Origin of the sequence: Methanolobus sp. ZRKC5 (assembly GCF_038446525.1) — an archaeon.
In the GTDB taxonomy this organism is placed as follows: domain Archaea; phylum Halobacteriota; class Methanosarcinia; order Methanosarcinales; family Methanosarcinaceae; genus Methanolobus.
In genome coordinates this window covers 940,759-967,092 of the sequence record NZ_CP151792.1, presented here as the reverse complement: position 1 = coordinate 967,092, position 26,334 = coordinate 940,759, and the positions used below count along the sequence as shown (strand labels likewise).

At 39.5% G+C, this 26,334-nt stretch carries 23 protein-coding genes, 1 tRNA gene and 3 pseudogenes; 11 read left to right on the top strand and 16 right to left on the bottom strand.

Going from position 1 to position 26,334, the window contains the following annotated elements:
* Positions 1 to 32 precede the first annotated feature (32 nt).
* Positions 33 to 356 carry a multidrug efflux SMR transporter gene (locus WN948_RS04590; RefSeq protein ID WP_342305836.1) on the bottom strand — a complete coding sequence of 108 codons (324 nt, stop codon included), beginning with the start codon at positions 354 to 356 and terminating at the stop codon, positions 33 to 35.
* Between the two features lie 132 nt (positions 357 to 488).
* On the opposite strand from WN948_RS04590, the gene WN948_RS04585 reads away from it, so the two are divergent.
* Positions 489 to 1,277: a DUF1638 domain-containing protein gene (locus WN948_RS04585; protein WP_342305835.1), complete on the top strand. Its 789-nt coding sequence runs from the start codon at positions 489 to 491 to the stop codon at positions 1,275 to 1,277.
* Between the two features lie 111 nt (positions 1,278 to 1,388).
* Here WN948_RS04585 and WN948_RS04580 read toward each other — a convergent pair whose 3' ends face one another.
* The 12 genes and pseudogenes from WN948_RS04580 to WN948_RS04525 all read right to left on the bottom strand — a co-directional run bounded on the left by WN948_RS04580 (position 1,389) and on the right by WN948_RS04525 (position 11,265).
* Positions 1,389 to 1,712, bottom strand: a complete 324-nt coding sequence (locus tag WN948_RS04580) for a cupin domain-containing protein (RefSeq protein ID WP_342305834.1) — start codon at positions 1,710 to 1,712, stop codon at positions 1,389 to 1,391.
* Positions 1,713 to 2,233: 521 nt separating this feature from the next.
* On the bottom strand, positions 2,234 to 4,240 hold the full coding sequence (locus WN948_RS04575) for a cation:proton antiporter (RefSeq protein WP_342305833.1): 2,007 nt from the start codon (positions 4,238 to 4,240) through the stop codon (positions 2,234 to 2,236).
* 154 nt (positions 4,241 to 4,394) lie between these two features.
* Positions 4,395 to 5,416, bottom strand: a pseudogene (locus tag WN948_RS04570) (IS630 family transposase).
* Positions 5,417 to 5,554: 138 nt separating this feature from the next.
* Positions 5,555 to 6,688: an ammonia-forming cytochrome c nitrite reductase subunit c552 gene (locus WN948_RS04565; protein WP_342305832.1), complete on the bottom strand. Its 1,134-nt coding sequence runs from the start codon at positions 6,686 to 6,688 to the stop codon at positions 5,555 to 5,557.
* A 9-nt stretch (positions 6,689 to 6,697) separates the two neighbouring features.
* The gene (locus WN948_RS04560) at positions 6,698 to 6,925 is read right to left on the bottom strand and encodes a hypothetical protein (RefSeq protein WP_342305831.1); all 228 of its coding nucleotides are present in this window, start codon (positions 6,923 to 6,925) and stop codon (positions 6,698 to 6,700) included.
* A 193-nt stretch (positions 6,926 to 7,118) separates the two neighbouring features.
* The gene (locus tag WN948_RS04555; protein ID WP_342305829.1) at positions 7,119 to 7,349 is read right to left on the bottom strand and encodes a CxxC-x17-CxxC domain-containing protein; all 231 of its coding nucleotides are present in this window, start codon (positions 7,347 to 7,349) and stop codon (positions 7,119 to 7,121) included.
* Between the two features lie 644 nt (positions 7,350 to 7,993).
* Positions 7,994 to 8,065, bottom strand: a tRNA-Ala gene (locus WN948_RS04550).
* Between the two features lie 54 nt (positions 8,066 to 8,119).
* A complete protein-coding gene (locus WN948_RS04545; protein ID WP_342305828.1) occupies positions 8,120 to 8,389 on the bottom strand; it encodes an elongation factor 1-beta in 270 nt (89 codons plus the stop codon).
* A gap of 11 nt (positions 8,390 to 8,400) precedes the next feature.
* Positions 8,401 to 8,568, bottom strand: a complete 168-nt coding sequence (locus tag WN948_RS04540; RefSeq protein ID WP_342305827.1) for a zinc finger domain-containing protein — start codon at positions 8,566 to 8,568, stop codon at positions 8,401 to 8,403.
* A 91-nt stretch (positions 8,569 to 8,659) separates the two neighbouring features.
* Positions 8,660 to 9,292 carry an amino acid kinase gene (locus WN948_RS04535; RefSeq protein ID WP_342305826.1) on the bottom strand — a complete coding sequence of 211 codons (633 nt, stop codon included), beginning with the start codon at positions 9,290 to 9,292 and terminating at the stop codon, positions 8,660 to 8,662.
* 57 nt (positions 9,293 to 9,349) lie between these two features.
* Positions 9,350 to 10,339 (bottom strand): hydantoinase/oxoprolinase family protein, encoded by a 990-nt coding sequence (locus WN948_RS04530; protein WP_342305825.1) that lies wholly within the window; start codon positions 10,337 to 10,339, stop codon positions 9,350 to 9,352.
* The gene (locus WN948_RS04525; RefSeq protein ID WP_342305824.1) at positions 10,336 to 11,265 is read right to left on the bottom strand and encodes an ATP-grasp domain-containing protein; all 930 of its coding nucleotides are present in this window, start codon (positions 11,263 to 11,265) and stop codon (positions 10,336 to 10,338) included. Before WN948_RS04525 ends, WN948_RS04530 begins: the two co-directional genes overlap by 4 nt.
* 1,276 nt (positions 11,266 to 12,541) lie before the next feature.
* On the opposite strand from WN948_RS04525, the gene WN948_RS04520 reads away from it, so the two are divergent.
* The 10 genes and pseudogenes from WN948_RS04520 to WN948_RS04475 form a co-directional block, all read left to right on the top strand.
* Positions 12,542 to 13,297: a winged helix-turn-helix domain-containing protein gene (locus WN948_RS04520; protein WP_342305823.1), complete on the top strand. Its 756-nt coding sequence runs from the start codon at positions 12,542 to 12,544 to the stop codon at positions 13,295 to 13,297.
* A 132-nt stretch (positions 13,298 to 13,429) separates the two neighbouring features.
* Complete coding sequence (locus WN948_RS04515; RefSeq protein WP_342305822.1) at positions 13,430 to 13,837, top strand: heat-shock protein; 408 nt, start codon at positions 13,430 to 13,432, stop codon at positions 13,835 to 13,837.
* A gap of 155 nt (positions 13,838 to 13,992) precedes the next feature.
* Positions 13,993 to 14,511 (top strand): nucleotide exchange factor GrpE, encoded by a 519-nt coding sequence (gene grpE, locus WN948_RS04510; protein ID WP_342305821.1) that lies wholly within the window; start codon positions 13,993 to 13,995, stop codon positions 14,509 to 14,511.
* 98 nt (positions 14,512 to 14,609) lie between these two features.
* Positions 14,610 to 16,463 carry a molecular chaperone DnaK gene (gene dnaK / locus WN948_RS04505; protein WP_342305820.1) on the top strand — a complete coding sequence of 618 codons (1,854 nt, stop codon included), beginning with the start codon at positions 14,610 to 14,612 and terminating at the stop codon, positions 16,461 to 16,463.
* 104 nt (positions 16,464 to 16,567) lie between these two features.
* Positions 16,568 to 17,734, top strand: a complete 1,167-nt coding sequence (dnaJ, locus tag WN948_RS04500; RefSeq protein ID WP_342305818.1) for a molecular chaperone DnaJ — start codon at positions 16,568 to 16,570, stop codon at positions 17,732 to 17,734.
* A 180-nt stretch (positions 17,735 to 17,914) separates the two neighbouring features.
* Entirely contained in the window at positions 17,915 to 19,249 is a 1,335-nt protein-coding gene (gene trkA / locus WN948_RS04495) for a Trk system potassium transporter TrkA (RefSeq protein ID WP_342305817.1), read from the top strand.
* A 21-nt stretch (positions 19,250 to 19,270) separates the two neighbouring features.
* Positions 19,271 to 20,704 carry a TrkH family potassium uptake protein gene (locus tag WN948_RS04490; RefSeq protein WP_342305816.1) on the top strand — a complete coding sequence of 478 codons (1,434 nt, stop codon included), beginning with the start codon at positions 19,271 to 19,273 and terminating at the stop codon, positions 20,702 to 20,704.
* 200 nt (positions 20,705 to 20,904) lie between these two features.
* A pseudogene (locus WN948_RS04485) lies at positions 20,905 to 21,690 on the top strand (IS5 family transposase); the annotation flags it as partial.
* A gap of 532 nt (positions 21,691 to 22,222) precedes the next feature.
* Entirely contained in the window at positions 22,223 to 23,755 is a 1,533-nt protein-coding gene (gene ltrA, locus WN948_RS04480; RefSeq protein ID WP_342304721.1) for a group II intron reverse transcriptase/maturase, read from the top strand.
* Positions 23,756 to 23,854: 99 nt separating this feature from the next.
* Positions 23,855 to 23,998: pseudogene (locus tag WN948_RS04475) on the top strand (IS5/IS1182 family transposase); the annotation flags it as partial.
* Here the strand turns inward: WN948_RS04475 and WN948_RS04470 are convergent.
* From WN948_RS04470 to WN948_RS04460, 3 genes are all read right to left on the bottom strand, one after another.
* On the bottom strand, positions 23,952 to 24,731 hold the full coding sequence (locus WN948_RS04470) for a class I SAM-dependent methyltransferase (protein ID WP_342305815.1): 780 nt from the start codon (positions 24,729 to 24,731) through the stop codon (positions 23,952 to 23,954). The pseudogene WN948_RS04475 and the gene WN948_RS04470 overlap by 47 nt on opposite strands.
* 126 nt (positions 24,732 to 24,857) lie before the next feature.
* Positions 24,858 to 26,072: an NAD(P)/FAD-dependent oxidoreductase gene (locus tag WN948_RS04465; protein ID WP_342305813.1), complete on the bottom strand. Its 1,215-nt coding sequence runs from the start codon at positions 26,070 to 26,072 to the stop codon at positions 24,858 to 24,860.
* Positions 26,069 to 26,245 (bottom strand): 4Fe-4S binding protein, encoded by a 177-nt coding sequence (locus WN948_RS04460; RefSeq protein WP_342305812.1) that lies wholly within the window; start codon positions 26,243 to 26,245, stop codon positions 26,069 to 26,071. The genes WN948_RS04465 and WN948_RS04460 overlap by 4 nt, the downstream gene beginning before the upstream one ends.
* Between the last annotated feature and the right edge of the window lie 89 nt (positions 26,246 to 26,334).

The following is a 26,334-nucleotide window of genomic DNA, read 5'->3' as shown; positions in this document are numbered from 1 at the left end:
ACGTTGTATGCGGTGTAGGGTGTATGTCCAGGTCAATTCACGCTGCTGCTCAGATGTAGTCCTATCACTCCAATGCCTATGAGTGCTAGGAATACTATTCTTATAGGTGGCAGTGGTTCGTTGAATCCAAAGTGCCCTATCAATGAGATCATGGCTACTCCAAGCCCTGCCCAGATAGCATAGGCAACACTCACATCTATCTTTTTCAATGCAATGGTGAATGCTATGAAACTGATGCCGTAGAAAATAAATATTAATGCAGATGGTAGTGGTTTTGTAAATCCTTCGGATAGTTTCATGCATGTCGTTCCACATATCTCAAATATTATGGCGAATGCCAGGTACAGGTAGCTCATTATTCCTCCCTATCATCCAGCTTGAATAATTATTGTTATCAGCTGTGTTTATATCCATCCTGCTGTACGTAGCGCCAGATTATAATACTATCCAAAATCACATTTTCTTACCTTTTAAGGAGATGATATTCCATGTCAGTACTGAGCTTCATTGCCTGCAGGATGTTTGAGGATGAGATCGTCCATATTGTTGAAAATGATAATTCAATAAAAAGTCTGTTAATTGTGGAAAATGACGATTGTAACGGAATTGTTGATAAGCTAAGGGATGCTGGCTGCAACTATACGCTTGTTTCAGAAAACAGTTTGCCAGATAATTTGAATGGCGATGACTATACTATAATTGTGGAAATGCTTGAACTTGCTTTGCACGCCAAACCTGAGCATCTCAAAGAAGTTGTTTACAACAAAGCACGTGAGATGTCAGGCTACTCTGATGGAATTCTCCTATTCTACGGTCTTTGTGGTAATGTTCTTGGCAAAGTTGATGAAGAACTTGCTGATCTCCCATGTCCGGTCCATATACTAAAAGAGGACAATGGGGATGTAATAGACGATTGTATTGGTGCAGCACTCGGTGGCAGGGCTGCATATCTTGAGAAATTGAAGAGTTTTCGTGGTGTTGGTACTTTCTTCATGACACCAATGTGGGCAGCCCACTGGCGTGAGATGGTTGTTTCTGCAGGTATGACTCCGGATCCTGATGATGTCGAAAAATCAAAATTTGTTTTTGATTATGCAGGATACAAGAATGTGGCTAAAATGAATACAGGTCTTCATTATGAAAAGCAGTTCGAGCCCATGGTAAACGAGTTTGCAAGACTCTTTGAATTCAATATTATTGATATGGCAGCAACTCCTGAATTGATGGTAAACTGCTATGAGCAATTAAAAGAAGAGGTTCTGCCGGACCAAAATTGATTTTTCATGTATTAAATTATAAATGGATAATTGTATCATTATCCGTCATTATGGAATAAAAAATTCAAAGGAAATTTATTCTCCTTTGATATAGTTCCTCATGTATTGGATTTATTCCAGATACTCGTCCCTTCGAGGTGAAAAAACTTCCACAGCCACGGAATCTTCCAGGATTTGAGCAAAATGAGGTACATTTGATGGTATGTTCCATGAATCCCCAGGCATTACATCATGAGTTTCATCTCCGATTGTGAGCAGCATCTTTCCTGAAACCATGTATCCTGTCTGTTCATGGATGTGTTCATGTGCCGGGAGCATGCTTCCCTTTTTTAAGATGAATTCTACCATGAGCGTTTTTTCTCCGTGAACAATTGTTTTCATTTCTATTCCGGAGAGTACTTCTTTGTAATCGGATTCATTGTGCTTGCTGAACATGAATAAGTTTAACATATTCAGATAATTTATTCTTTTTCATTGTGACGTTGAAAACTGGTGAAAGGTGATAATTTCACCTTTCATATGAGGATTATTCACTGAATAGGTAATTGCGCCATGTTTCTTATTTTTGTTTTTGCGACTTCATCAAGGCTATTGATGGGCAATGGTTCCAAAGTCTTTATAGGAAGTAAATTTTGTTCAGATATCGTTGTAGGAGTCTTTGATTTGTAAGATTCATCTGAATGATTTGTCGTACTCCACACTCTTAGATGCCTAAAGCGTTGATGTGTTCTTCTTGATAATTTCCATCCCATGACATTACCTCCATTTATGAAGATGAGCTGTTAACTCACGGTTTTGATTTTATTTTGGGTCCCCATGACTCTTTTTTATCTTTACGTTTTTCACATATAAAATAAACTGATGTTAATTTCACAAACCAATGTGTTTTTTAATGGTGTTCAAAATTACGTGACTTACTTTGAGCTAATTTCTGCCATGGGGCAGAGTTTATTCATTTACATTTCACAGGATGGTCTCTTGAATAATTCCCTAACATTATGTAGGTCTTCTGGCTTTCCAAAAATGATACAGATATCTCCTGAATATATGGAAATATCGCCGTCAGGGTTTGTGATGGTGGTGTCATTCCTGCGGATTGCCAGAATGGTTGCTTTGTGCTTTGTCCTTATATTAAGGTCCTTGAGCGTTCTTCCGTTTGCAAAACAACTTTCACCTACTTTTAAAGTACTGACTTCCACACCCGGAAGCTCATCTTTTAAGTTAAAGCTTCTTTCCTGTTCTTCTGAATAGGCTTTCCTCAACATGCAGTATCCGTTTGCACGTATCTCCCTTGTGAATATGTCAATGTCTTCCTCGGGAACGAGGTACTTTTTTAGCAGGCGAACAAATATCTCAACAGATGTTTCGTATTCCTCAGGAATTACCTCATCTGCACCAAGATCGCTGAGTCTTTTCATTTCACTTACATAGCGGGTTCTGGCGATTATGTAGATATCTGGATTCAGTCTTTTCGCCATGTCGATTATCTTTCTTGTAGCGACAAGATCTGATATACCTATGATTAGTATTCTTGCAGAATCAATGTTTGTAGAATTAAGTACTGCCTCGTGGCTTGCATCACCATAGTGTATCTTTTCACCTTTTTTCTTTTCCTGACGTACTGTTTCAGGGTTTGTTTCTATTATCACATATGGTATTCCTGCATTCCTCGCTGCATGCGATAAAGTTTTGCCGTTGAATCCATACCCAATTATGATCAGGTGGTCCTTTATTTTTTCATCATCATTCTTTGCAGTGAGACCGTTCGCGTAGAACCCATTAATGAGTTTCTGATATGGGACGGCTTTAACTACTCTATCTGAAATACCATATGAAGATGCTGTTATGAAGGGAGTTAGCGCCATTGTGATGATGGAAACTGCCAGGAATTGCTGATACATGTTCTGGTCAAGAAGGGAATATTCAAGACCAAAGGTTGAGAGCACGAATGAGAATTCTCCAACCTGTGCAAGTGTCAGCCCTGTGATGATTATTGTACGCAGTGGATATCCCAGGATGAATGTTGCAAGGCTGGCAGTAGCAGACTTTATGACAATGACCACAAGCGCCAGAGCAAGCAGGTAAACTACATTATTTGTAAAGAAACTGATGTCCAGCAACATGCCGATGGAAACAAAGAAAAAACTCATGAAGACGTCTCTAAATGGCATGATATTACCCATGGCCTGATGACTGTACTCAGATTCAGAAATAATAAGTCCTGCCATGAAAGCTCCAAGGGCAAGTGATAATCCGATACTGGAAGTGAGCCAGGCAGTAGCCAGACAAATGAAAACGATACTCAAAAGGAACAATTCCCTGTTCCTTGTTTTTGCTATCTGGAATAGTAATGCAGGAATTATCCATCTTGCACTTACAATGACCAGTGCTATTGTCCCGATAGCTTTGAGCAGGAATAGGGGCAATGTGTCGATAGATTCTATAGAGGCACCTGCTATTATTGGTGTTATGAGTATCATCGGGACGATAATTACATCCTGAAATATCAGTATTGCAAGGGATGTTTTTCCGTGTGGTGTGTCAATCTCTGCTTTTTCCTGAAATAATTTGAGAACGATAGCAGTACTGCTCAATGATATGAGAAAACCTATGAATAGTGCTGTTCCTGAGCTTAGGCCAAAAAAGATACAAATATAGTAAACCACCAGGATCGTTGTTGTTACCTGCAGGGTTCCGCCAAGCAGGACTGATCTTTTTATGTCCCAGAGTTCTTTGATAGACATTTCTACGCCTATAGTGAAGAGAAGAAGAATAATGCCTATTTCTGCAAGTGCTTCTACTTCATGCACACTGCTAATTATTCCTAACCAGTGCGGGCCTGCCAGCATACCAGTAACAAGGAATCCCAATACAGAAGGTAGTTTCATCCTGGTGAATAGCAGCAAGATGATTATAGAGAGTCCGAAAATTATCCCGATATCTGTGAATAAGGTCAGTTCCATGATGGGGTCACAACTTCAATTGGTAATATAAATAATTTCATATTAACAGAGGTTGCTTGCATGTAAAATAGATTATGACTGAGTGACATTCCAGGGAGATTACATGGTAGATGATAAGGTTTTCAAGGTCATGGGATGTATCCATTTATAGTTACTAACTTAACATTTTTAACTTATCATCCAGAAATGTCTCAATCCATTTTCTTGCGAAGCTAATCTTTGATGAACAATCAATAAACTCCTCAGCAATCAGATTTTTCATATGATCCAGATCTTTCACAAAATTGCGAGAAATAATTCTTTTGACACTTTTCCAGATGAATTCGATTGGATTCAAGTCGGGTGAATATGGAGGTAAATAGACCAATTCAATATCATTTGCCTGTGCAAATTCCACTGTATATTTTGCTCGATGTGATCTAAAATTGTCGAGAATAATTACGATTCTCTCTCCCATGTTATTGTTTTTAACAGCTGATAAAAACGAACATACATCCTCCTTGGTTGAATGTTCTTTGAAATCAATAACAGAATTACCATTCAATGCATAAAAACCGAAGGAGTTTGCTTTTATCCTGGTTGTGTTTTTGAAGATGGCAGGTTTATTGAAAGACCATAAACGAACCGTATTTGATGTTGTTTGGGGAGATGATTCATCAAGAAATCCGATAACGCAATCATCATCGATTAACGGTAAGTTTTTTTTAAACAATCTTCTGCATTTTGTGGTCTTCGATAATCATGCGCATATGGTTTGGCATGATGCATGCCAAACTTCTTCAAGATCACTAGTATTTGCTTAATGGTGTATTGAACCTTAAATTCATTATAAATGAGTTCCTGAACTTCTTTTGTAGACCAATCATCTCTTTCATGTAACATGTCCCTTAGTTTTTCTTTTTGATCATCAGTGAGTTTGGAAGGACATCCTCCTGAAAACCTAGGCTTTAATCCTTCATATCCGTCTTGATTCCACCGCTCTTGCCATTGATATGCAACGGGTTTTGATATCCCTACAAGTTTAGCTGCTTCATTAACAGAAGCTCCTTCATAACGATGTTTAACAAAATATAAACGTTGTAGAACTCGTGTGTCTTTCTCTAATGACTTAATATGTTTAAGCAATTCTTCTGATGAAAGATGATGCTTTATCGGAATTTGTTCGGGTTTAGCCATACAGTATTGTTATACTCAATTAGTATTAATAGTTTGGTTAATAACTATAATCTACTCAGTTCTGGATCTATTGATGGTAGGTGGTGTGAACGGATCCTATCTATGAACATTGAACATAAAAAGAGTAAAAAACACCGCTCAGTGTTCTTTCCGTCTTTTCCTTTCCCTGCACAAAGCAAATGCAGCTATTGTTATCAGTGAAACTGCTGCAAATATTCCAAAACCGGGTGTTGATGTTTCATCCGTACCAATGATGGCTGTTCCTTCTTCAATAACAGATTTGAGCAAAGTCTCTGCCATGTCAAGGTTATTTGTGGCACGTTCCATATTGTGCATTCCAAAGCTTCCGTCAGATTCCACTTCGCTTATGTAGAATAGTGCATTGTTGTAGTTTTCAAGTTTTGCATCATAGCTTTCATTGTTGCTTATCATTGTAAGAGCCATACTGGCATTTTTTTCAAGAGGTTCCAGTTCCTTAAGTTTATTTTTGATAGTTTCCTGATTCACTTCTAAGATGTTTGAGAGAGATACATCATGGCAATCATCACACTCATTGTCCACCGGGATCTCGTCATGGGACATGACATGGCACTTCTTGCATATATTGCCCGAATTGGGGTCAGAAAGCAATATGGGTTCAAAATCGAAAGAGTGTCCTGTAACTATTGTTTCATTTTCTTCTATCATCATTGCCATGTGGCAATCAACACAGCCAAGGTTGACTGCATGCACTCCGTTGGTGTATATTGACCCGTTGTACATTTCCCACTGTGTGTACCTTACAATGGTTGTGTTTCCGTCCGGATTGGCACCGTCGGAATTATGGCAGCTTGCGCATAGTTGTGTTGGTGTGGTTCTTAGCTCGGTACTATGCGGAGCATGGCATGCAATACAGGTAATTCTCCATTCAGTTATGTCCTCTGTATCCGGCATTCTGTCTTTGCTCCTGCCATATAGGGCAGCATCTTCAATGTTCAGTATGGCACCTTCAGTGCTCTTGCAGGATACGCAGGTGCTTCGGTTAAGCACGATTCTGTCTTCAATGTTGGAAGGTTCGGAATGACTTGCCGTTGTTACCGGATCGAACTCAATACTATTGTATTCGTTCCACTCTTCGTAGACTTCTTCATGTTTCCCTGTATGGCAATTCCCACAAAGCTCTGCAGATAGGTTTGACTGTGGTATTGCTTTAGAAGGGCTTATGATATGTGCATCAAAACCCTCCACAGGAGGCTGGTGACACATTTCACACTCTGGTGATTCCCACAACATTTCTCCATACTATTTGATGTATAGGCGTGCTGTACTGGCTCCGTGGCAGGGCAGGCAAGATTCCACATTTGGATTATCACTACTTAACACAGATTCGATGTAGTGGGGAGATGCAGTCCATGCATCATATTTTCCCGGATGGCAGGCTTTACAATCTTCTGTTGATGCTGCGGTTACAACAGTTGCTGATGTAACAGCCAATAAAAGAACAATAAAAATCCCCATTACTGATTTCATATCAATCACCCACACTTCTATAATAAAATATGGAAATGTCCGGTATATAGGTGTTTGTATAGATATTGTGTGATTAGCAGATCAATGGTGGATGTGATGAAATGGGATATGAATTTTAAAAAGGGTAATGGACAAAGTGTACGAATACTTTGCCTCTAGTTAAAATATTAATTGAGTATCAGATAAAATACGTCTAATATCTTTTTGGTGGTCTGTGGTTCTGGAAGCATTCCCTGCAGTATACAGGTCTGCCTTCGGTTGGCTTAAATGGTACTTCAGTTTCCTGTTTGCAGTCTGCGCAGATTGCCTTGTGCATCTCTCTTGGACCACTGGATCTGAAGTTTCCTCCACCGTTTCCACCTCTGAATCCGCCCTGGTTCCTGTCGTTTCCGCCTTTGAATCCACCGCTTCTATTGTCTCTCATTTATTTGATTTCCTTTGTTGTTTATTTGACCTGTTAACTTCGAGTTAAGATATTTCGCACGATTCGTTCATTTGATTCTTACCAAGTCTACAATTTTGCAGCCGGAACAAACCCACTAATCATAGGATACAAGTGATTGTATTATTTCCCTTGTTATGTCTTTGATTGTGACAATGTAGCAGTTTCTATTGAGAAGGGAACCTTTTCCCGTATCTATACGACGCATTCTTTATTTTAGCAATTAACCTAAAAGAAATAGCCAAATGGAATTTACTTTTTCTTAACCCGCCTGTAAGTTAACTGTCATTCCAAAATTAGGATTCATACATATAAAAAACTATGCTTATTTTCTTCAGGATGGCTGAGGTTGATTCTGACAGAATGGCTACTCATTATTCTCTCGAATTTTCAGTTTGTAGCTATTATTTTTGTTATATAATTGTATTATTAAAAAATCTACTTGAGTATTAATAATTCATGATGTCGCTAACTAAATTAATTTTGGTGGTACAAATGAAATATAAATATATAATTGTCATTTATTAGCTGTGGCTATCCTCTTTTCAGGAATGATTTTTATCATTTGTCTTTGATTTAATCTATAAGTTATGCCGCAAGCTAAAATCAGTCTGACATTGTCTAAGTGGACTCGGCGGGATTTGAACCCGCGGCCTTTACGTTGCGAACGTAACGATCTTCCCCTGATCTACAAGCCCCAAAAAGTTACAATGTTGAAAAATTAATAAAAAAAAGAAAAGTAAATGAGAGGTTTAGACAGGTCTTCCGACTTCTGTCACTGTTACGCTCTCAACACCGTTTACTGCTGCAAAGGCCTGCTCTACGGATTCTGTGCCTCCTTCGAGGTCACCTACGATGACGACCATGATGATGGCCTTAAGTCCGAATGCGATAGGCTCTTCCTTGTGAGTGCCGTATTCTGCGCCCTTTGGAAGTGATGCGATAAGGTTGTCTTTAAGTTCTTCGAGGTTTGTATCGACACCCTCAGGCATTATCTTAATAGTTGCTGCAACTTCTCCCATCTAAATTCACCTTATGCTCCTGAAAATCCGCATTTTGAACATTTATATGGGTTGCTCTGCTGTCTGCAGCTTATACATCTTCCAAGCTCGTTGCCACAAACAGGGCATGGGAAGCGTACATAGCCGGTTTCCACAAGTCTCTTGTTGCATGTGGTACAATTATCGACTTTATTTGCCATTTAGAATCTCCTTACTATGATAATATGTGATAAATATAAAATACTGAAAAATCAGCATGTCAGTGATTTCAGTACATACGCAGTATCTAATTTAAATATTCCCCTTGATATGAGTTCCTATTACATTCTTTCCGATAACAGCGTCAATGACTCTTTCAGGGTACATTCCGTTGACAACGACACAATCCATCATGTTTTCCATCAAAAAGACAGGCAATGAGCTGTCAATACATGTAACTCCCATCCTTGAAAGTTCTCTGGCAGTCATCCACTTCTGAATAATATCATCGGCAATAACTCCATCAACATCAGTCACTTTTATAAAGCGTGATCCTGTTTCCCGGGCTATCCATGCTCCTATAGTATCCGATGTAACATTCCATGAATGTGGTAACTTATCGCTTTCCCTGAGCATTTTGTACGGTAACAAAACAGAAACTCCACTTGGGACCTCATTGATATTTTCAACAGAGTTGACTCCTGTCTTATCTACAATATAGTGGGCGTATTGTTCCATTGAAAGAATGGCCATCCAGTGAGCTGCATCATCTCCGATTTCGTATTTTTCACTGATAGTTCTGATCGAATCCGCAAAAACACCACCACCGGGAACTATGAGTATCGAGTGGTCGTTGCCATTACTCCTTTCCAGATGCTTCAGAGAGTCAATGATGGAATGTGAATACTTCATAATACTTCCTCCAAGTTTCACAACGATCTTCATAGCAACTGAATCCCCTATATTTTATTCTCTCTTTAGATATGTATATTTCAATCGGACTTATTCTTTTCCTGAAGCATTAGCTTCATCTTCCATGATCTTCGCTGCAGCATATGCAGGGAATACTTTTGAAACATCCGCCCCCCATCTGCTGGCAACAGAAATACATTCAAAACCAAGTCTTTCTGCCGCCTCTTTTATGAGAAATTCTCCAAGTCCGGCAGATGCTATCCTGTCAAGCCCATTCTTTTCAGCAACAACTGATATAGCCTGGCTTAAAATGCTCACCTGTCTTTCCTTGACCTGCTGAGCGATATGGTATATTTCATCTGCTGAGATCTCTGTAAGGTCTGCGCATACAACACGTGCCAGTCTTCTCATAGCATCTGTCTTACTCTTGCCTGCACCATCGGCAGTCTCGCAAGTATAAAGTTCTTCTGGGATGTCTTCTAACAGTAAGTATGCATCTGCAGTAGTTGAGAATAGTTCTGATGCGATATGGCAGTCCCCATCTGCAACGTTTACTTTTTCAAGCAGGTATGCAAGGTTGGTCCTGAGTGTTCCTGCATAGAACAATTCACTGCGAACAAGCCTTGAAAAATCCGTTAGGCCTGCAACATGTTTTCCATTTTTGATAGGGATAATGTCACTGGTCGTGCTTCCTACGTCTACAAAGATACAATCTCCTATCTCCGAACCTATCAGCCTGGAAGATGCCGCCCAGTTTGCTGCAGCAAGGTCCCGCAGGTTTCCTGAATCTTCATGGAACCGTCCACTATTATCAATGTATTTAACTTCGCAATCAAAAGCATCATTAACAGAACGCATGATAAAGTCGATACCCTTGTCTTTATCTTCAAAACAATCCGCAAGTTCGCCTGTCATGACCACACTGACCTTATCAGGTTTTAATTCCTCTGCAATGTCTCTCAGAGATGTGGGCAATGTTGTGTCCTTCCACAAAGGTATATAATGCAGTTCAATGATTTCTCCGTCAGCGGATGCTATCTTAGTATTAGCACCACCAATATCAATTCCAATTATTTTCATATGATGTCCTCAATGTCATCTTTTGTGAAAGAGCACTCCCCTTCAAGAATTACTGAATCGGGAAGTTTACCAAATACATTCATCAGCATAAGTTCTGCAATTTCGCCTTTTAGGGTTTGAACCAACCCAAATATTGCAGTTGTAGGTCTGGGATTAACATCAATAACATATGGTTTGTCCCCATAGATAATATCGATTCCTATGTAACCACTACACCCAAGTGCTTCAACAGTTTTTTTTGCGACCAGGAACACTTCTTCTTCGTAGTCTGTCTTGTATGGTACTTGATTACCTTTATAATCAAAGATAGTATCATCATTATCTTTCTTGATATCGATAAGCTGTTTGTTCAGGCTCAGTGGAAGCGCCCGCTGTCCGCAGATCATACTCACACTAAGGTGTTCACCTTCTATGTATTCGGTTGCGATATATTCCTCTTCCACAGTATTCATTCTTTCAGGAATTGTCATTCTTACTCCCTCGGATGCACATCCAAACCTTGGTTTCATGACATACTTTCCATTGAATCCTTCGCTTACTATTTTGGGTGTAGCTATGAATTTTGAGTCAAGGATTTGTGTACACACCAGTTTATCTGCACAGAGTCGCACAAACTCTGCAGGGCACCCGAGGTTAATGGTGTTCTTTTCCAGAATGTCTGTCAGGTCTCCCAGAAGTTCATCTGGTCCAATTACAAGACCTGCATCATTATTCTTTGCAGCATTTTCAAGTACGTTTTCAAAGGTTTCTTCATCAGATATAATTGCAGTTCCGTTTTTAAGCTTGCTTTCTGCAGTGAGGTAGGTAACTTCATGCCCAAGGCGATAAAAACTGTCGGCAAGAGTGCTTAACATGGCTTTGCCTTCCAGCAGCAGTGTGCCTTTTATTCCGACTCCCATTGCATATTCTGCAAGCAGTATTTTCATATTGGTTGCAACTGCATTATTTGATATATCCTTTGCTATTATGTGTCTGATTTAGCAGGGGGTTTATTTATCAATGATGTTAATTTATTTACATTGAAATGCTTTATATATGTTAAACTTTTAATCATGAATTATAATGCTCCTTAAATTGCTTATTTGAATATTTCTGTATAATCCTTTTTGAAATTACAACGGCATTATAATTTGATGCCACATAATAAATTTTACCGGAATTATGTTATATATCAAAAATGCTAATTATTGTATGTCGATTGAGTAAGTTCAATCTCGGTCGGATATATTTGCGGGTTGGGGAATGGGAGTTTCTCAAGTAAAGAGTGGGGTCTTCGAAAATGCTATCTTTCTCAGAAAAGATAACGTTTTCATGGAACATGTGTACATATTTTCGGTGGTACACTGTAAAGAGGCAGAGTGGTTTTTTCCACATCTGTCTCTTTCTACATTATTAAGTAAAATATCTCTATGATTTGACTTAAGGGGTACTAAAAATGGGGTTATTGGAGAAATGTCCGGAGTGCAATAATGCATTCCAGGATGATGGAAGGGAAGTACAGGTTTGTAAGGTATGTGGGTACTGGACAAAAAAAAATACAGCAAGAATAGATTTTTTAATGATGTGTTAGTGTGAATAAGATAAAAACGGAAACCGATATAAAAATTTCCTGCACATTTTGCGGGAACGCATTGAAAAAGCAAAAACTAGGCTCAAACTACATATATTATTGTTCGCAATGCGGTAGTATGACCAGCTCAAATTTACTTTGAAATGAAGTAAATGAGTATACTATTGTAATGGCCTGCTTTTTTCCTTATAATTAAAGGTAACTATTCAGCCTGATAAAAACACTATCAATAGCAATCTTGACAAAAAGTTGAGACCTACATTTTATTAGGATCATTAATTTTGATTGTTGCCATTGATTGCTTTTTTGATTCTTAGGTTGTTAGTGAGCAAACATCTCCGTTTTGATTAAATCAGTATCAATAGGCTAATTGTGGTAGGCTGAATAGTTACAATTAAAGATTAATTGGTACATCTTTTTATATTTCCCGGGAATTTTGATTCATCATCGGATGTACATGGAAATGCTTATAGCGCCAGATAGCATAAATAACAATAAAGATGCCGCTAGATCAAAAGATTAGATTGGTTTTAGTCGATTTTGATTTAACGCAAGCCATATGAAACGGTTTCAAACTTGAACATAGGGATGGGGGTCGTTGTATAAGACGTTCACTGCTTGATACAATATTCATGTCGGAAAAAAGGAAGAACCTTATGTTGTTTCTCAGAGATGGTCCTCGGGAAATGGGGGAGATCCTTGAGGTCCTTAATGTAACAAGGCATGCATTGCTGCCTCAGATCAAGATATTGTCCGAGAACAGGCTAGTCATAAAAGAGAAAGATGTGTGCCGGCTTTCAGAGATAGGCGCGGTTATAGTAAGGGATATGTTACCTCTGGTGGGAACACTGAAAGTACTTGAGGATAATTTTGATTACTGGACAAAACACGAACTCAGCTCTATTCCTCCACATCTTCTTAGAAGGATAAGGGAACTGGAACATTGTGAGATGATAGAGCCCGATCTTAATGACATGTTCGAGCTTAATAAAGATCTCATAGAAGAATCAATGGGGTCCAATTTTGTCATGGGGGCTACAGCTTTTCTGCATCCTTCTTTCCCTTCATTTCTTCTGGATCTGGTTAAAAGTAATATCGATGTCTCTATTATAATGACTGAAAACGCATTGGGAAGGCATAAAGTCGATTATGGGCATGAGTTTAAAATGTTCCTCAAAAATAACAATGCAAAATTATTCGTATATCCTGGGGATATGAAACTTGCATCGCTTTTTTTGACGGATAACTATTTGATGATGTGCCTTTTTGACGAAAATGGCAATTATGACCGCAAGGACCTTGTATTCTGTAATTCTCTTGCATTACACTGGGGCAAAGAATTATTTGATTATTATCTTTCAAGATCATATCCGATATTGGACTTGTAATATCATGAAAAACTCTTCTCTTCTCTTCTTGCAATTCTGTGTAATTACACGCTGCTTTTTATATTTATAGTATGCAACTATATATTAACAATGACTATATACTATGATTACTGATAGAGGACTGGGATGAACATGGATGTAAATACTGAAAACCCATTTGTGCAGGCACTGGCAGTTTCTACAACGATGGCAATTTTTATGATCGGTGTGGCATTTGGGCTGATGAGCATGGCAAAAAGTGGTTCCACTCCGGTTCCTATGCCTGTTATGCTTCTTATTTTTGCGGTTATCTTCATAGCAGGTTCTGTTTATTTTGAGTCACGTGGCGCAGATTACATGGGTTCTCTTGTAGGGGGCTCAATAGTATCTTTAACTGCAACGTTCTCAGCCACAGCTTTTTTTAGTGGTATAAAGTATGCTCTTGAAGGTGGCATAACTGCTGTTGGGCCGGAGCAGGTCGTTTCTGCACTCGCCTTATGCATGATAGCCAGCATGTTCCTGATACGTGTTTTGCAGCATAAGTTCAAGGGTTCTTTTTGAAATAGTTATTATATTGTATTAATAATATTTCTCTCATTTTTGCATACTTCATTTCTTTGAAACAAAGCAAACATGCGGTAGCTATTTATAGAACATCAAACAATCACTAGTTCTGATGCACATTACCGCGCACAGAACATGCGGAGAAATTGAGAATGGCTGATGGACCAGAAAATTGTGAAGAATTAGATTCGAAACAAGTTGAAGAAGGCAAAGTTGCAGTAAATCCTTCTGAGGATGAAGCTGCAGAACTCAGGGATAAACTTCTGCGCATGACTGCAGAATTCGATAATTTCCGAAAGAGAAGTACTCGTGAAAAAGAAGAATATCGTAAATTTGCAGTTGAGCAGGTTATAATAGAGCTCCTTGAGGTTTATGACAACTTTGAACGTGCTCTTGAGTCTGCAAAGCAGGCTGATGATATCTCATCTATAATAAAAGGTGTTGAGATGGTCTTTAAACAGTTTACTGGAATACTTGAGAAGGAAGGCCTTCAAAAAATCGAGTGTGAAGGTGCTGAATTTGACCCTTATTTGCATGAAGCTATGATGCATGTAGAACATCCGGAGCATGATGAGAATATCGTTGTTGATGTCTGTAAACCTGGGTACTATTTGCATACAAAGGTGATAAGGCCTGCAATGGTTACAGTATCAAAGAAATCGGACAAATGAAACTGAAACCGGTTTCTATCCTGGCAAGGATATGTTCAATATAAATAACACACAATTATTAATAGCAATTAAAATTCATTCATAAATGAGGTAAGAAAATGGGAAAGATATTGGGAATTGATTTAGGAACTACAAATTCCTGTATGGCTGTTATCGAAGGAGGAGAACCTACTATTATCCCTAATGCTGAGGGGGGAAGGACTACACCTTCAGTTGTAGGTTTCTCTAAAAAGGGCGAGAAACTGGTGGGTCAGGTTGCCAAAAGGCAGCTAATCACCAATGCTGACAACAGTGTGAGCTCTATCAAAAGACATATTGGAGAGTCTGATTATCAGGTAACTCTCAATGGCAAGGAGTACTCTCCTCAGGAAATCTCCGCAATGATCCTGCGTAAGTTAAAGGAAGATGCAGAGTCCTATCTTGGGGAAACTATCACACAGGCAGTTATTACTGTTCCTGCGTACTTCAATGACTCTCAAAGACAGGCTACAAAAGATGCAGGTACCATTGCTGGTCTTGAGGTCATGAGGATTATCAATGAACCTACTGCAGCAGCTCTTGCATATGGTCTGGATAAGGATGAAGAAGATCACAAGATTCTCATCTACGATCTTGGAGGCGGCACATTTGATGTATCCATTCTTGAGCTTGGTGGAGGAGTGTTTGAAGTTCTTTCAACCAGCGGTGACACTCAGCTTGGTGGGGACGACTTTGACCAGAGGGTTGTAGAGTTCCTCATTGAAGAGTTCAATAAGGTAGAAGGCATCGACCTTTCCAAGGACAAGGCAGCACTGCAGCGTTTGAAGGATGCTGCAGAGAAAGCAAAGATAGAGCTTTCAGGTGTAGCAACAACAAACGTCAACCTTCCGTTCATTACTGCAGATGCCAATGGACAGCCAAAACACATTGATATCGATCTTACAAGAGCACAGTTCGAGAAGATGACTTCCGATCTGCTTGACAAGACCATGGTGGCTGTCAACCAGGCAATGAAGGATGCAAAACTCAGTGCAAAGGATATTGACAGGGTACTTTTGGTAGGAGGTTCTACAAGGATGCCTTCAGTTGCAGAAGCTGTGAAGAAGGCAACAGAAAAGGATCCATACAAGAACATCAATCCTGATGAGGCTGTTGCAGTTGGTGCGGCAGTACAGGCTGGTGTCCTTGGAGGCGAGGTTCATGACGTACTTCTGCTTGATGTAACACCATTGACCCTTGGTATCGAAACTCTCGGAGGGGTATCAACAGCTCTTATTGAAAGGAACACAACCATTCCAACCAAGAAGAGCCAGGTATTCTCTACAGCAGCTGACAACCAGCCATCTGTTGAGATTCACGTACTTCAGGGTGAGAGAGGTGTAGCATCTGCTAACAAGACCCTTGGAAGGTTCACTCTTGACGGAATTCCACCTTCACCAAGAGGTCTTCCACAGATCGAGGTAACATTCGATATTGATGCAAACGGTATCCTGCATGTCAATGCACAGGACAAGGGAACCGGCAAGGAACAGTCTATTTCCATCCAGAAACCAGGCGGTCTTTCTGATGAGGAAATTGACCAGATGGTAAAAGATGCAGAGTTGCATGCTGAAGAGGACAAGAAGCGCAAGGAAGAGGTTGAGATTAAGAACGAAGCTGAATCACTTGTGAATGCTGCTGAAAAGACTCTCAAGGAAGCAGATGATATTGCAACCGATGAGCAGAAGTCCAAGGTCGAGGCTGCGGTCAGCGATCTTAAGGCTGCCCTGGAAACTGAAGATCTTGAAGATATCAAGTCGAAGACCGAAGCTCTCCAGACTGCTGTCTATGATGTCTCTGCTGCAATGTACCAGAAGGCACAGGAAGAAGCTGCATCTGCAGCATCTGCTTCAGAAGAATCCGATTCATCTGCAGACTCCGACGAGGAGACTATTGTAGATGCGGATTATGAAGTAGTTGATGAAGATAAGTAAATATGCATGGATCAACACCTGGGTAAGATACTTTAATGTTAAAGGTATCTTACCTTCCTTTAGTTTCAATTTCATAACCATCATATGCATAACGGGAATCATCCATGTCCACAACACGCGATTATTACGAAATATTAGGCTTATCCAAAGATGCCACAGAATCCGAGATCAAAAAAGTTTATAGGAAGCTCGCAATGCAATATCATCCCGACAAGAATAAGGATGATGATGCTGAAGAGAAGTTCAAGGAAATATCTGAAGCATATGCTGTCCTTTCTGATACTGAGAAAAGGGAGCAATATGACAGGTTTGGTCATGCAGGTATTGACGGCCGTTATAGTCAGGAAGATATATTCAGGAACGCAGACTTTGGTGGGTTTAGTGATCTTGGGGATATATTTGGAAGCATATTCGGCGGTGGTGGCGGTTTCGGAGGTTTTGGTGGCGGACAAAGGAGGCAGGGTCCATCCAGAGGGTCTGACCTTCGCTATGATCTGACAGTAACTCTTGAGCAGGCAGCAACAGGAGTTGATACTACTATCAATATCCCAAGGGCTGAGAACTGTGAATCTTGTGGTGGTACCGGTGCAAAATCAGGTACCAGTCCCCATACATGTTCTACATGTCATGGTTCAGGGCAGGTAACACAGGCACGTAACACTCCATTTGGAAGATTCATGTCTACCAGCACATGTAATGCATGTCACGGAAGAGGTCAGGTCATTGAGACTCCATGTCCTGCATGTAAGGGTACTGGTAAGATTAAGAAGGTCCGTAAGATCTCTGTAAAAGTCCCTAAAGGAGCTGACAACGGAATTCGTCTCAAGATAAGGGGCGAAGGTGAAGAAGGAAGTCCGGGTGCACCATCTGGTGATCTTTACGTTGTAATTCATGTGGAGCCACATGACAAGTTCCAGCGTGTAGGAAACGATATACTCTACGAGCAGTTAATATCTTTCTCAATGGCAGCACTTGGTGGAGATGTAATGGTCCCGACACTTCATGGAAAAGTAAAAATGAACATTAAAGCCGGAACCCAGACGCATTCTATACTGCGTTTGAAGAGCAAAGGAATGCCTCATCTTCATGGTCATTCGCACGGTGACCAGCTTGTCAAGATCATTGTCAGAACGCCTACAAAACTAACAGGGGATCAAAAGGACCTCCTTAAAAAGTACCAGAAGCTTGAAAATGGGTCCGATATGAAAAATCCAAAAGGTGGCAAAGGTATCTTTGGAAAAATGAAAGGTGCTTTTGAAGCTGGAATATAGTTCTTTTCATAAAACATCTAATTTTTTATTTTTTCATTTTGAATTCGTTATCCTTTTTGGGCAGTTATTTATATTGCTTCGTTAATTATGTGGTTAACCTTAAAAACCAATAAGCATATTATACGGTTTTGATTTCAGTATCATATCAATATTTTAATTATGACCTTTTGAAGGTATACCATGAAGATCGTAATAATTGGTGCTGGTGAAGTTGGCTATCATATCGCTAAGGCTCTTTACCAGACAAACGATGTTGTTGTTATAGACCAGAATGAAGAAGCATGCGAACGTGCAGATGAGCTTGACGTTCATGTTTTGCATGGCAATGGTGCCAATGTATCCATTCTCCATGATATTCTGGAGGGGGCTGGTTTGTTGGTTGCTGTGACGGGCTCTGATGAGGTGAACATAGTTGCCTGTATGGGATCCAAACTCATTGCCAGGGACAAAGATAAATTAAAAACCGTAGCCAGGGTCAGTAATCCAGATTACATTGATAAGCCTGTGACAAAAAGACCTCAAATAGGTATCGACATCATGGTATGTCCTGAACTATCCCTTGCTTCTGAGGTTGCCCGGATACTTGCAATTCCTTCTGCAATTGATGCGGAATATTTTGCAGATGGAAAAGTTGAGATGATGGAATTTGTAGTTCCTGAAAATCATTCTCTTGTAAATAAACATATGCAAGAGCTTCATCTTGCAAATTGCTGTATTGTAAGTGCTCTTTTCAGGGATTCCGAAGTAATAATCCCACATGGTGAGGATATAATAAAAGGCAACGATCATATCGTGGTAATCGGAAAACCGGCTTCAATGACCGAGGTCCGTGATATGTTTGGTGAAAAGGTCGGCAAAAGAAGTAAAGTGATGATCATTGGTGGCGGAATTGTAGGTTTCTATCTTGCAAAACTGGTCGCGAAGAGTGAGTTTGATCTGAAGATCATAGAGTCTAATAAAGAAAGGTCTATGGTTATAGCTGAAGAACTTCCTGGGGCATTGGTTCTCAATGGCGATGGAACTGATATAAATCTATTAAAGGAAGAAGGGATCTCTGAAATGGATGTTGTCATATCAGTCACTAATAGTGATGAAAAGAACCTTTTATGCTCATTGCTTGCCAAACAGCTTGGAGTGAAGAAAGTTATAGCTCGATCTGACCGCTCTGATTATGTTTCCCTTTTTGAAATGGTTGGTGTTGACAGTGCTGTAAGTCCAAGACAAACTACGGTCAATGAAGTTCTAAAACTTACTTTTGGACAAGGCATTGAATCTATCACAACCATAGAAGGCGAAAAAGCCGAGATAATTGAGTATACTGCTTCTAAAAAGTCAAAGGTAGTAGGAAAACCTCTGAAAAGTGTGAAATTTCCTCCAGGTGCGATTGTCAGCATGGTTGTCCACAAAGGTAATACAGTGGTTCCCCGTGGTGAATATGTTATAGAGGAAGGCGACAGGGTGGTTGTGTTTTCCCTTCAGTCCGCAAATTCAGAGGTAGAAAAACTTTTTAAATAATCATTCATCGGGGTGGAATATTTGAATCACGGTGTTATATTAAATGTTTTGGGTGGACTTCTAAGGTTCCTCGGGGTTATTATGGTAGTTCCTTTACTTGTCGCTCTTTACTACGGTGATTCCTTATATCCATTTTTAGCAGCAGTTATTATTACTGGATTAACAGGCATCTTGCTTTCTTATAAGTATAAATCGACCGATGAGTGGAAGGCAAGGGATGGGTTTGCCATTGTTGCATTTGGCTGGCTGGCAGCTGCCATTTTCGGTTCGATTCCTTTTATGCTGGATGGTTTCAGTCCTATAAACGCAATTTTTGAATCCATGTCTGGTTTTACGACAACCGGAGCTACTATTTTACTGGATATAGAATCCCATTCAAAAAGTATTCTCTTCTGGCGTAATATGACTCAATGGATTGGAGGAATGGGTATCATCATGCTTTTTATCGCCATTCTTCCAAAGCTTGGTGTTGCCGGAAGGCAGTTGTTCAGGGCAGAAGCTCCCGGCCCCACCGAAGATAAAATAAAACCGAGAATAAGGGAAACTGCAAAGATACTATGGATGGTATATTTGTTCATTTCTATAATAGAGGTTACAGCTCTGGTACTTGCTAAAATGTCAATATATGATGCTGTCACACACACCTTTACCACAATGGCATGTGGTGGTTTTTCTCCCTATTCTAACAGTATAGCAGCATTTAACAGCCCTCTTATAGAAGGCATAATCACTTTTTTCATGTTTGTTGCAGGAGCTAACTTTGCGCTTCACTACAGAACACTATACACCGACAACCAAAGTTTTTTGAAGGATGATGAGTTCAAATTCTATTCACTCGTTATTGTTGTTGCAACGTTGATATTGACTTTCAGTCTTTGGAGTGATATGGGAGAAACAATTCTTACAGCATTCAGGTATGCTATCTTTCAGGTAGTTTCTATTACAACTACAACAGGATTTGCAACCGTGGACTTTAATCTGTGGTCTGACTCTGGAAAAATAGTACTGCTTGCAGTCATGTTTGTTGGCGGATGTGCCGGTTCAACTTCCGGAGGCATAAAGATAGTAAGGTTTTTTTTACTCCTCAAATATGCACAACGGGCTTTATTCAAATCCATACATCCAAGGGCCGTAAAACCAATAAAACTCAACGGTAAGACAGTTCCTGATGATGTAATGCAGGCAATCGTCTCTTTTGTAGTAATTTACTTCATGATATTTGCTTTATCCACAGGTCTTCTTTCATTGTTGGGGATGGATATTATTAGTTCGCTAACATCTTCCATAGTCACACTTGGGAATATAGGTCCCGGATTTGGTATGGTAGGTCCAATGGCAAGCTTTGACGTGGTACCATTTGTCGGTAAATTAGTGCTTATAGCAAACATGTGGATTGGAAGGCTTGAAGTATTCACGGTAATCGTTATGCTGACTCCTGAATTCTGGAAACGTTGATTTCCAGACCATTAATATGGCTTCCTTGCGGTTCCAAGTATGTAACCTACATGTTTTTTTGTCTTTCTGCTGTTAAAAAGTATTCTTTTTCCGGCTCTGTAGAAAACCTACTTCACATTTTATTTTAGCATAATAATTTAAAAAGGATAAATCCCCTGATTATTACTTGCGATAGAAACACAAAAGGGGATGATTGTGTTTTGCCTAACAAGTACTTAAAGTTTGTTGATACAGCGCTAGCTGTATCAGGAAACTCACACCTTCAGATTTATAGTTGTAAATATTCTAAAAGAAAATATACCCAACACCAGCTATTGACATTGGTTTTGTTAAAAGAATATCTTGATGAAGATTATAGAGATATTGTTGAACTTGTAGAAGTGATGGATAAAGTTAAAGCAAGAATTGGATTAAAAGAAGTTCCACATTTTACTACACTGCATAAATTCATTACAAGAATTAAATCTATCTACTTCACTGGATTATTGCAGCAAACACTAAAACTATTCTATTCACGCGGAGAGCAGATAGAGATTACTGCTATTGATTCAAGTGGGTTTACTAGTGGCCACTGTAGTTACTATTATTCCTGGAGAACAGGAAAGAAACGAAGATCTTTCCTGAAAACAAGTATCTCTATTGATACTGCAAAGTTCATTGTCACTGGTTTTAAAATATCAGGTAAACCTGTGCATGATGCAAAACATGCAATGAAATTACTGAAGCAATGCCATAAAACTCGCAAATCAAAGTACTATGTGATGGACAAAGGTTACGATTCAGAAGACATACATTCACTAACAAGAGAGCAACTAGATTCGATAGCTATGATTCCTTTGAGACAAAGAAAAAGGAAGAGAATCAGAGGCAAATATCGCAAAAAAATGGTATGGGAATTTGACAAAGCATTGTATCATAACAGAAATTTGGTAGAAACGATGTTTTCTGTTTTGAAAAGAAAATATAGTGAAGATATCAGGGCTAAAGTGTGACAAGAAGTTACAATATGAATTGCTTAACAGCTATTCCTTCCATTCGGGATAATCCTACTGTGGGATGCATAGAATGGTAACATCATTGTGTTAAGCTCACAGGACAATGTGGAAAGCAAGGAATTCCAATCCTTGACTATCTGCTAGGATAAGGAAACTATGAAGAGTATAATGCAAATCATCGTAAGGGTCGTTATGATTGATAAGCGAAATGGAATGATACGCTTAGACCAAAAGGTATGGAATCAGGCCATAATGGTTTTTTGCACATTATGGAGAATGGACACAGATTCCCGGCCTATAGATGGCTTCTAAGGTTTCCGTGATTATTCATATTATAGAACTTGGTAAGTCCCATGTGCTCCTGTAAAAAAAAAAAAAAGGTAGTTAATTCGTGAGAATGAACAATAGCACAGGGGATAAAGGAAACGGTAGAAAGCAAATGGCAGTCTGTAATGGAGTGCATAGAGGTTCAAAATTTGCCTTGTCCCGAAAGGGAGCAGACTTACCGTAGGTGTTCTATTACATGAAAGGAGGCAAACTTATGAATGCAAGATACTCGACTACACCATCAGGTGAGAGGCTTGCAGACAATTCAATCCCATTCAAGTGGGAGGACATCGACTGGAAAACAGTCGAAGGGAACGTTAATGAGCTGCAAGCCCGAATTGTAAAAGCGGTTAGACAAAAGAAGTGGCATTTAGTTAAACGACTACAATACCTGCTTACCAATTCTTTTCATGCCAAATTATTGGCAGTAAAGAAAGTAACACAGAACAAAGGTAAAAGAACAGCTGGAATCGATGGAGAAAAATGGACAACATCCAAATCTAAGATGAAAGCCGTTCTAGAACTGTCTGGTAAGAGCTACAAAGCTAAACCATTGAGAAGAATCTATATTGAGAAACAAGGAAAGAAGAAAAAACGACCATTAAGCATTCCTACAATGTACGATAGAGCAATGCAGGCATTATATGCTTTTGCTTTAAGCCCAATAGCAGAAACCACAGCAGACAGAACATCATTTGGATTCCGTAAATATCGAAGTTCAAAAGATGCAGAAGCTCAATTGTTCGCATGTCTGAGTAAAAGAAACTCTGCTCAATGGATTTTGGAAGGCGACATAAAAGGATGCTTTGATCATATAAATCACGAATGGCTCTTGAACAATATTCCTATGGACCGGTCAATACTAAAGCAATTCCTTAAAGCTGGTTTTGTGTATAATAGACATCTGAATCCCACCAAAGCAGGTACTGCTCAAGGTGGAATAATATCTCCAGTACTGGCAAACATCACATTGGACGGTATGAAAAATGCAATAGCATGCAAATATCATACAAACAGGAAGGGAACTATTAACAAAAAAAGTTATAATTCCCATAAAGTCAATTTTGTGAGATACGCAGATGACTTTATCGTCACTGCTGATTCAGAGGAAGTGGCTAAAGATATTGCTGAGGTTATCAGACTATTCTTGAAAGATAGGGGTTTAGAACTATCTCGTGAGAAAACTCTTGTTTCACACATAGACGATGGATTTGACTTCTTGGGATGGAATTTCCGGAAATATAATGGTAAACTTCTAACCAAGCCCTCGAACAAATCTATTGAGAATATCACAAAAAGCATTAGCAACGTGATTAAGAAAGGTAAAGCTCGGTCTCAGAGTTCTCTCATTAAGGAACTCAACCCTATTATCACTGGATGGAGCGAATATCACCGTTCAGTTGTCTCTAAAAATACGTTCAGTAAGCTTGATTCCAGATTATGGGATATGCTATGGACGTGGGCTAAAAGGCGGCATCCAGATAAATCACACCACTGGATAGTAGATAGATATTGGCATAGGGTAGGGTCAAGGAAATGGGTATTCTCCACAGAAGGGCTTAAACTCAAATCTTTTGCACATACAAAGATTGTAAGACATCCACGCATAAAAATGGATAAGAACCCATATGTAGACAAAGAATACTTTAAATGGAGAATAAGCTATCTGAGAAAACAGAAACTAGTGGCGTCGAAGCAAAATATCATGGAAAGTCTAACAACTGCCTGATACTTAAAGGGTTATAGAATGCTTGAGCCGTATGAAGAGAAATTTTCACGTACGGTTCTTAGAAGAGGGAGGGCGAGTAATCGCTTTTTCTTATTCGACAAGTATTGGAATCAAGTGAAAGAAGTCAAATTCAAGATATTAGTCCATAACCTTGACAGGTATGTCAAGGTTATTTTTATTATTCAAATGAGGATTTCTACAGAGCCCTTTTTCCTTTATCGAGTTTTGAAAAACTTCTTCTGATTTTTTTGCTCGATATCGCAAATATTAGCATCTTCAACATTATACCTGCGGTGTTCAAAAAGCCTCCCATGGCCTTAAAAGTAACAAACATATCCTTAAAACCCTGAAATGGCTTATGCTGATGTATTCTTATATCTGTAAATTCTGTTTTTTCAAAGTAATGTTGCCATGCTCCCGGCGTTTCCATTGAAAAAGGCAATCCAGTTACTTCTGTAAAAATAGTCTCCGCTTTATCTATCTTCGCTTTAAGGTAGGGTTCTATATTATCGTCCCTGTACAATTCATTAATGCCTGCATATCCTCCTGCTTTAAGCACACGCCTAAATTCGGTGAAAGCTCTCTTCTTGTCAAGGAATTGAGAAACAAATTCGGTTATCACGATGTCAAAGGAATTTCCCATGAAAGGAAGATTATAAGCATCACCTGTAATGAAATCCGTCAGGTTTTCAATATTTTCCTCAACGGCTCTCTGTCGTGCATGTTCTACTGGGAGGCTGGCGATGTCTACTCCAAGCACAAAACATCCCATTGTCTTTGCCAGATGACAGGCGCTAAATCCGCTCCCGCATCCTACCATCAATACTATGCTACTTTTATTGATGTGGCATAATCCTGCAAGTTCTTCAGTTGAAAGGGGTCCACCAATATTGAAATAAGGAACTCCTATATAGCTCATGAAATCGTAGTATTCCATTTCTTCGATTTCAGAAATTGTAAGTTTTCTTTTATCCATGCTGTTGTTCCATCGAAGATGACTATGGTAATCTCGGTGACAGCGGTTAAAAAAGCTTGTGTAACAAATCAGAAGTCAATGCAAAAAACAGAAAAATAAGAATAAAGTGATAAATTAATCACTTTATTATTGTTCAAAGTCCAGTTCGTACTTCACGACATTCTTGAAAAGTCCTCTTAGGTCCCATAAAAGCTTCTTGTTTGCCCTGAAGAGTGCATACAAAAGGTCCAACAGGCTCATACTGGAAAAATTGACCCCTTCCAGTGAATGCGCCAGAGAATTCATTTCCTTGTCCGTAAATTTGGTAAATGTATTCTTGACTATCAGACTGTTATCGATTTCGTAACCAATTGTTGTACGCCACTTTTTCTCATATTCCTGAAGCGCATTGGTTGAAACGTCACCTTTGGATATTGCCTTATATGCAACTTCTCCTGCAATCTTTCCAGCTTCCATTGCATTGATAATTCCTCCGCCTGTTATTGGGTCTGATTGCCTGGCTGCGTCTCCGATAAGCATAAGCCCATTGGCTATTGTCTTTTCAATAGAGCCACAAACAGGTACTCCTCCAACATCCATTTCCAGGATTCTGGCATTAGGATATGTCTTTTTTACAAATTCATTCAGGTAGTGAACGGCCTTTTTTTCTCCGGATTTGCTGCCCAGAATGCCGATTCCAACATTTGCAAGATCATTTCCTTTTGGGAATATCCACACGTAACCAGCTGGAGCTATCTCATTTCCAATATGGAAATAGCAATAGTTCTGGTCGATACCTGTGCCGCTCATAAGGTACTGAGCACAGGTCTCAAGATCAGCCGGTTTGATAGATGTGTCAATGCCAGCCCATCTGCCTACTTTTGATTCGACTCCGTCTGCACCGATGACAATTTTAGTTTTGATATCGTATGTTTCCCCAAGGTGCATGACCTTTACACCTTTTACAAAACCGTTCTCCATGATAAGGTCAGTTGCCCTTGTTTTGACCATTACCTCTGCCCCGGCTTTTGCACTTTCATATGCCAGTGCCCTGTCAAAGAGCTTGCGTTCAAGGACATATCCGACTTCTCCACCGGCAATCTCTTCTGCCATTTCGATCATAGTTCCGTCGGGTGCATATATGCGTGATCCTTTCACGTCTGCACAGATCCAGCGGTGGTCAGGTTCTATATGCTTCCTTAGCCATATCTTGCTGACTCCTTCTGCACATCTTACAGGGTCGCCTATTTCCTGTCTTTTTTCTATCAGAAGGACATCAAGACCTTTCTGAGCAACAGTTTTTGCTGCTATAGAACCGGCAGGACCAGCACCTATCACCACTACATCGTACTCACTCTTCACTTTTTCACCTCAATAGCTCCAACCGGGCATATCTTAGCACAAATACCACAAGATGTACATGTCTCATTGACTTCTATCCAGGTTTCGACCAATTCAAGCGCGCCAACCGGGCATACGCTTACACATGCACCACAATACCCGCATTTGAATTTGTTTACGTTGATGGTCACCATTATCACCTATAATTTGTATAATTCATCCCTATATTTTTTGGGAAATATATCTTTCTGATTAAAATAACATGATTAAGGAAGCCATTATA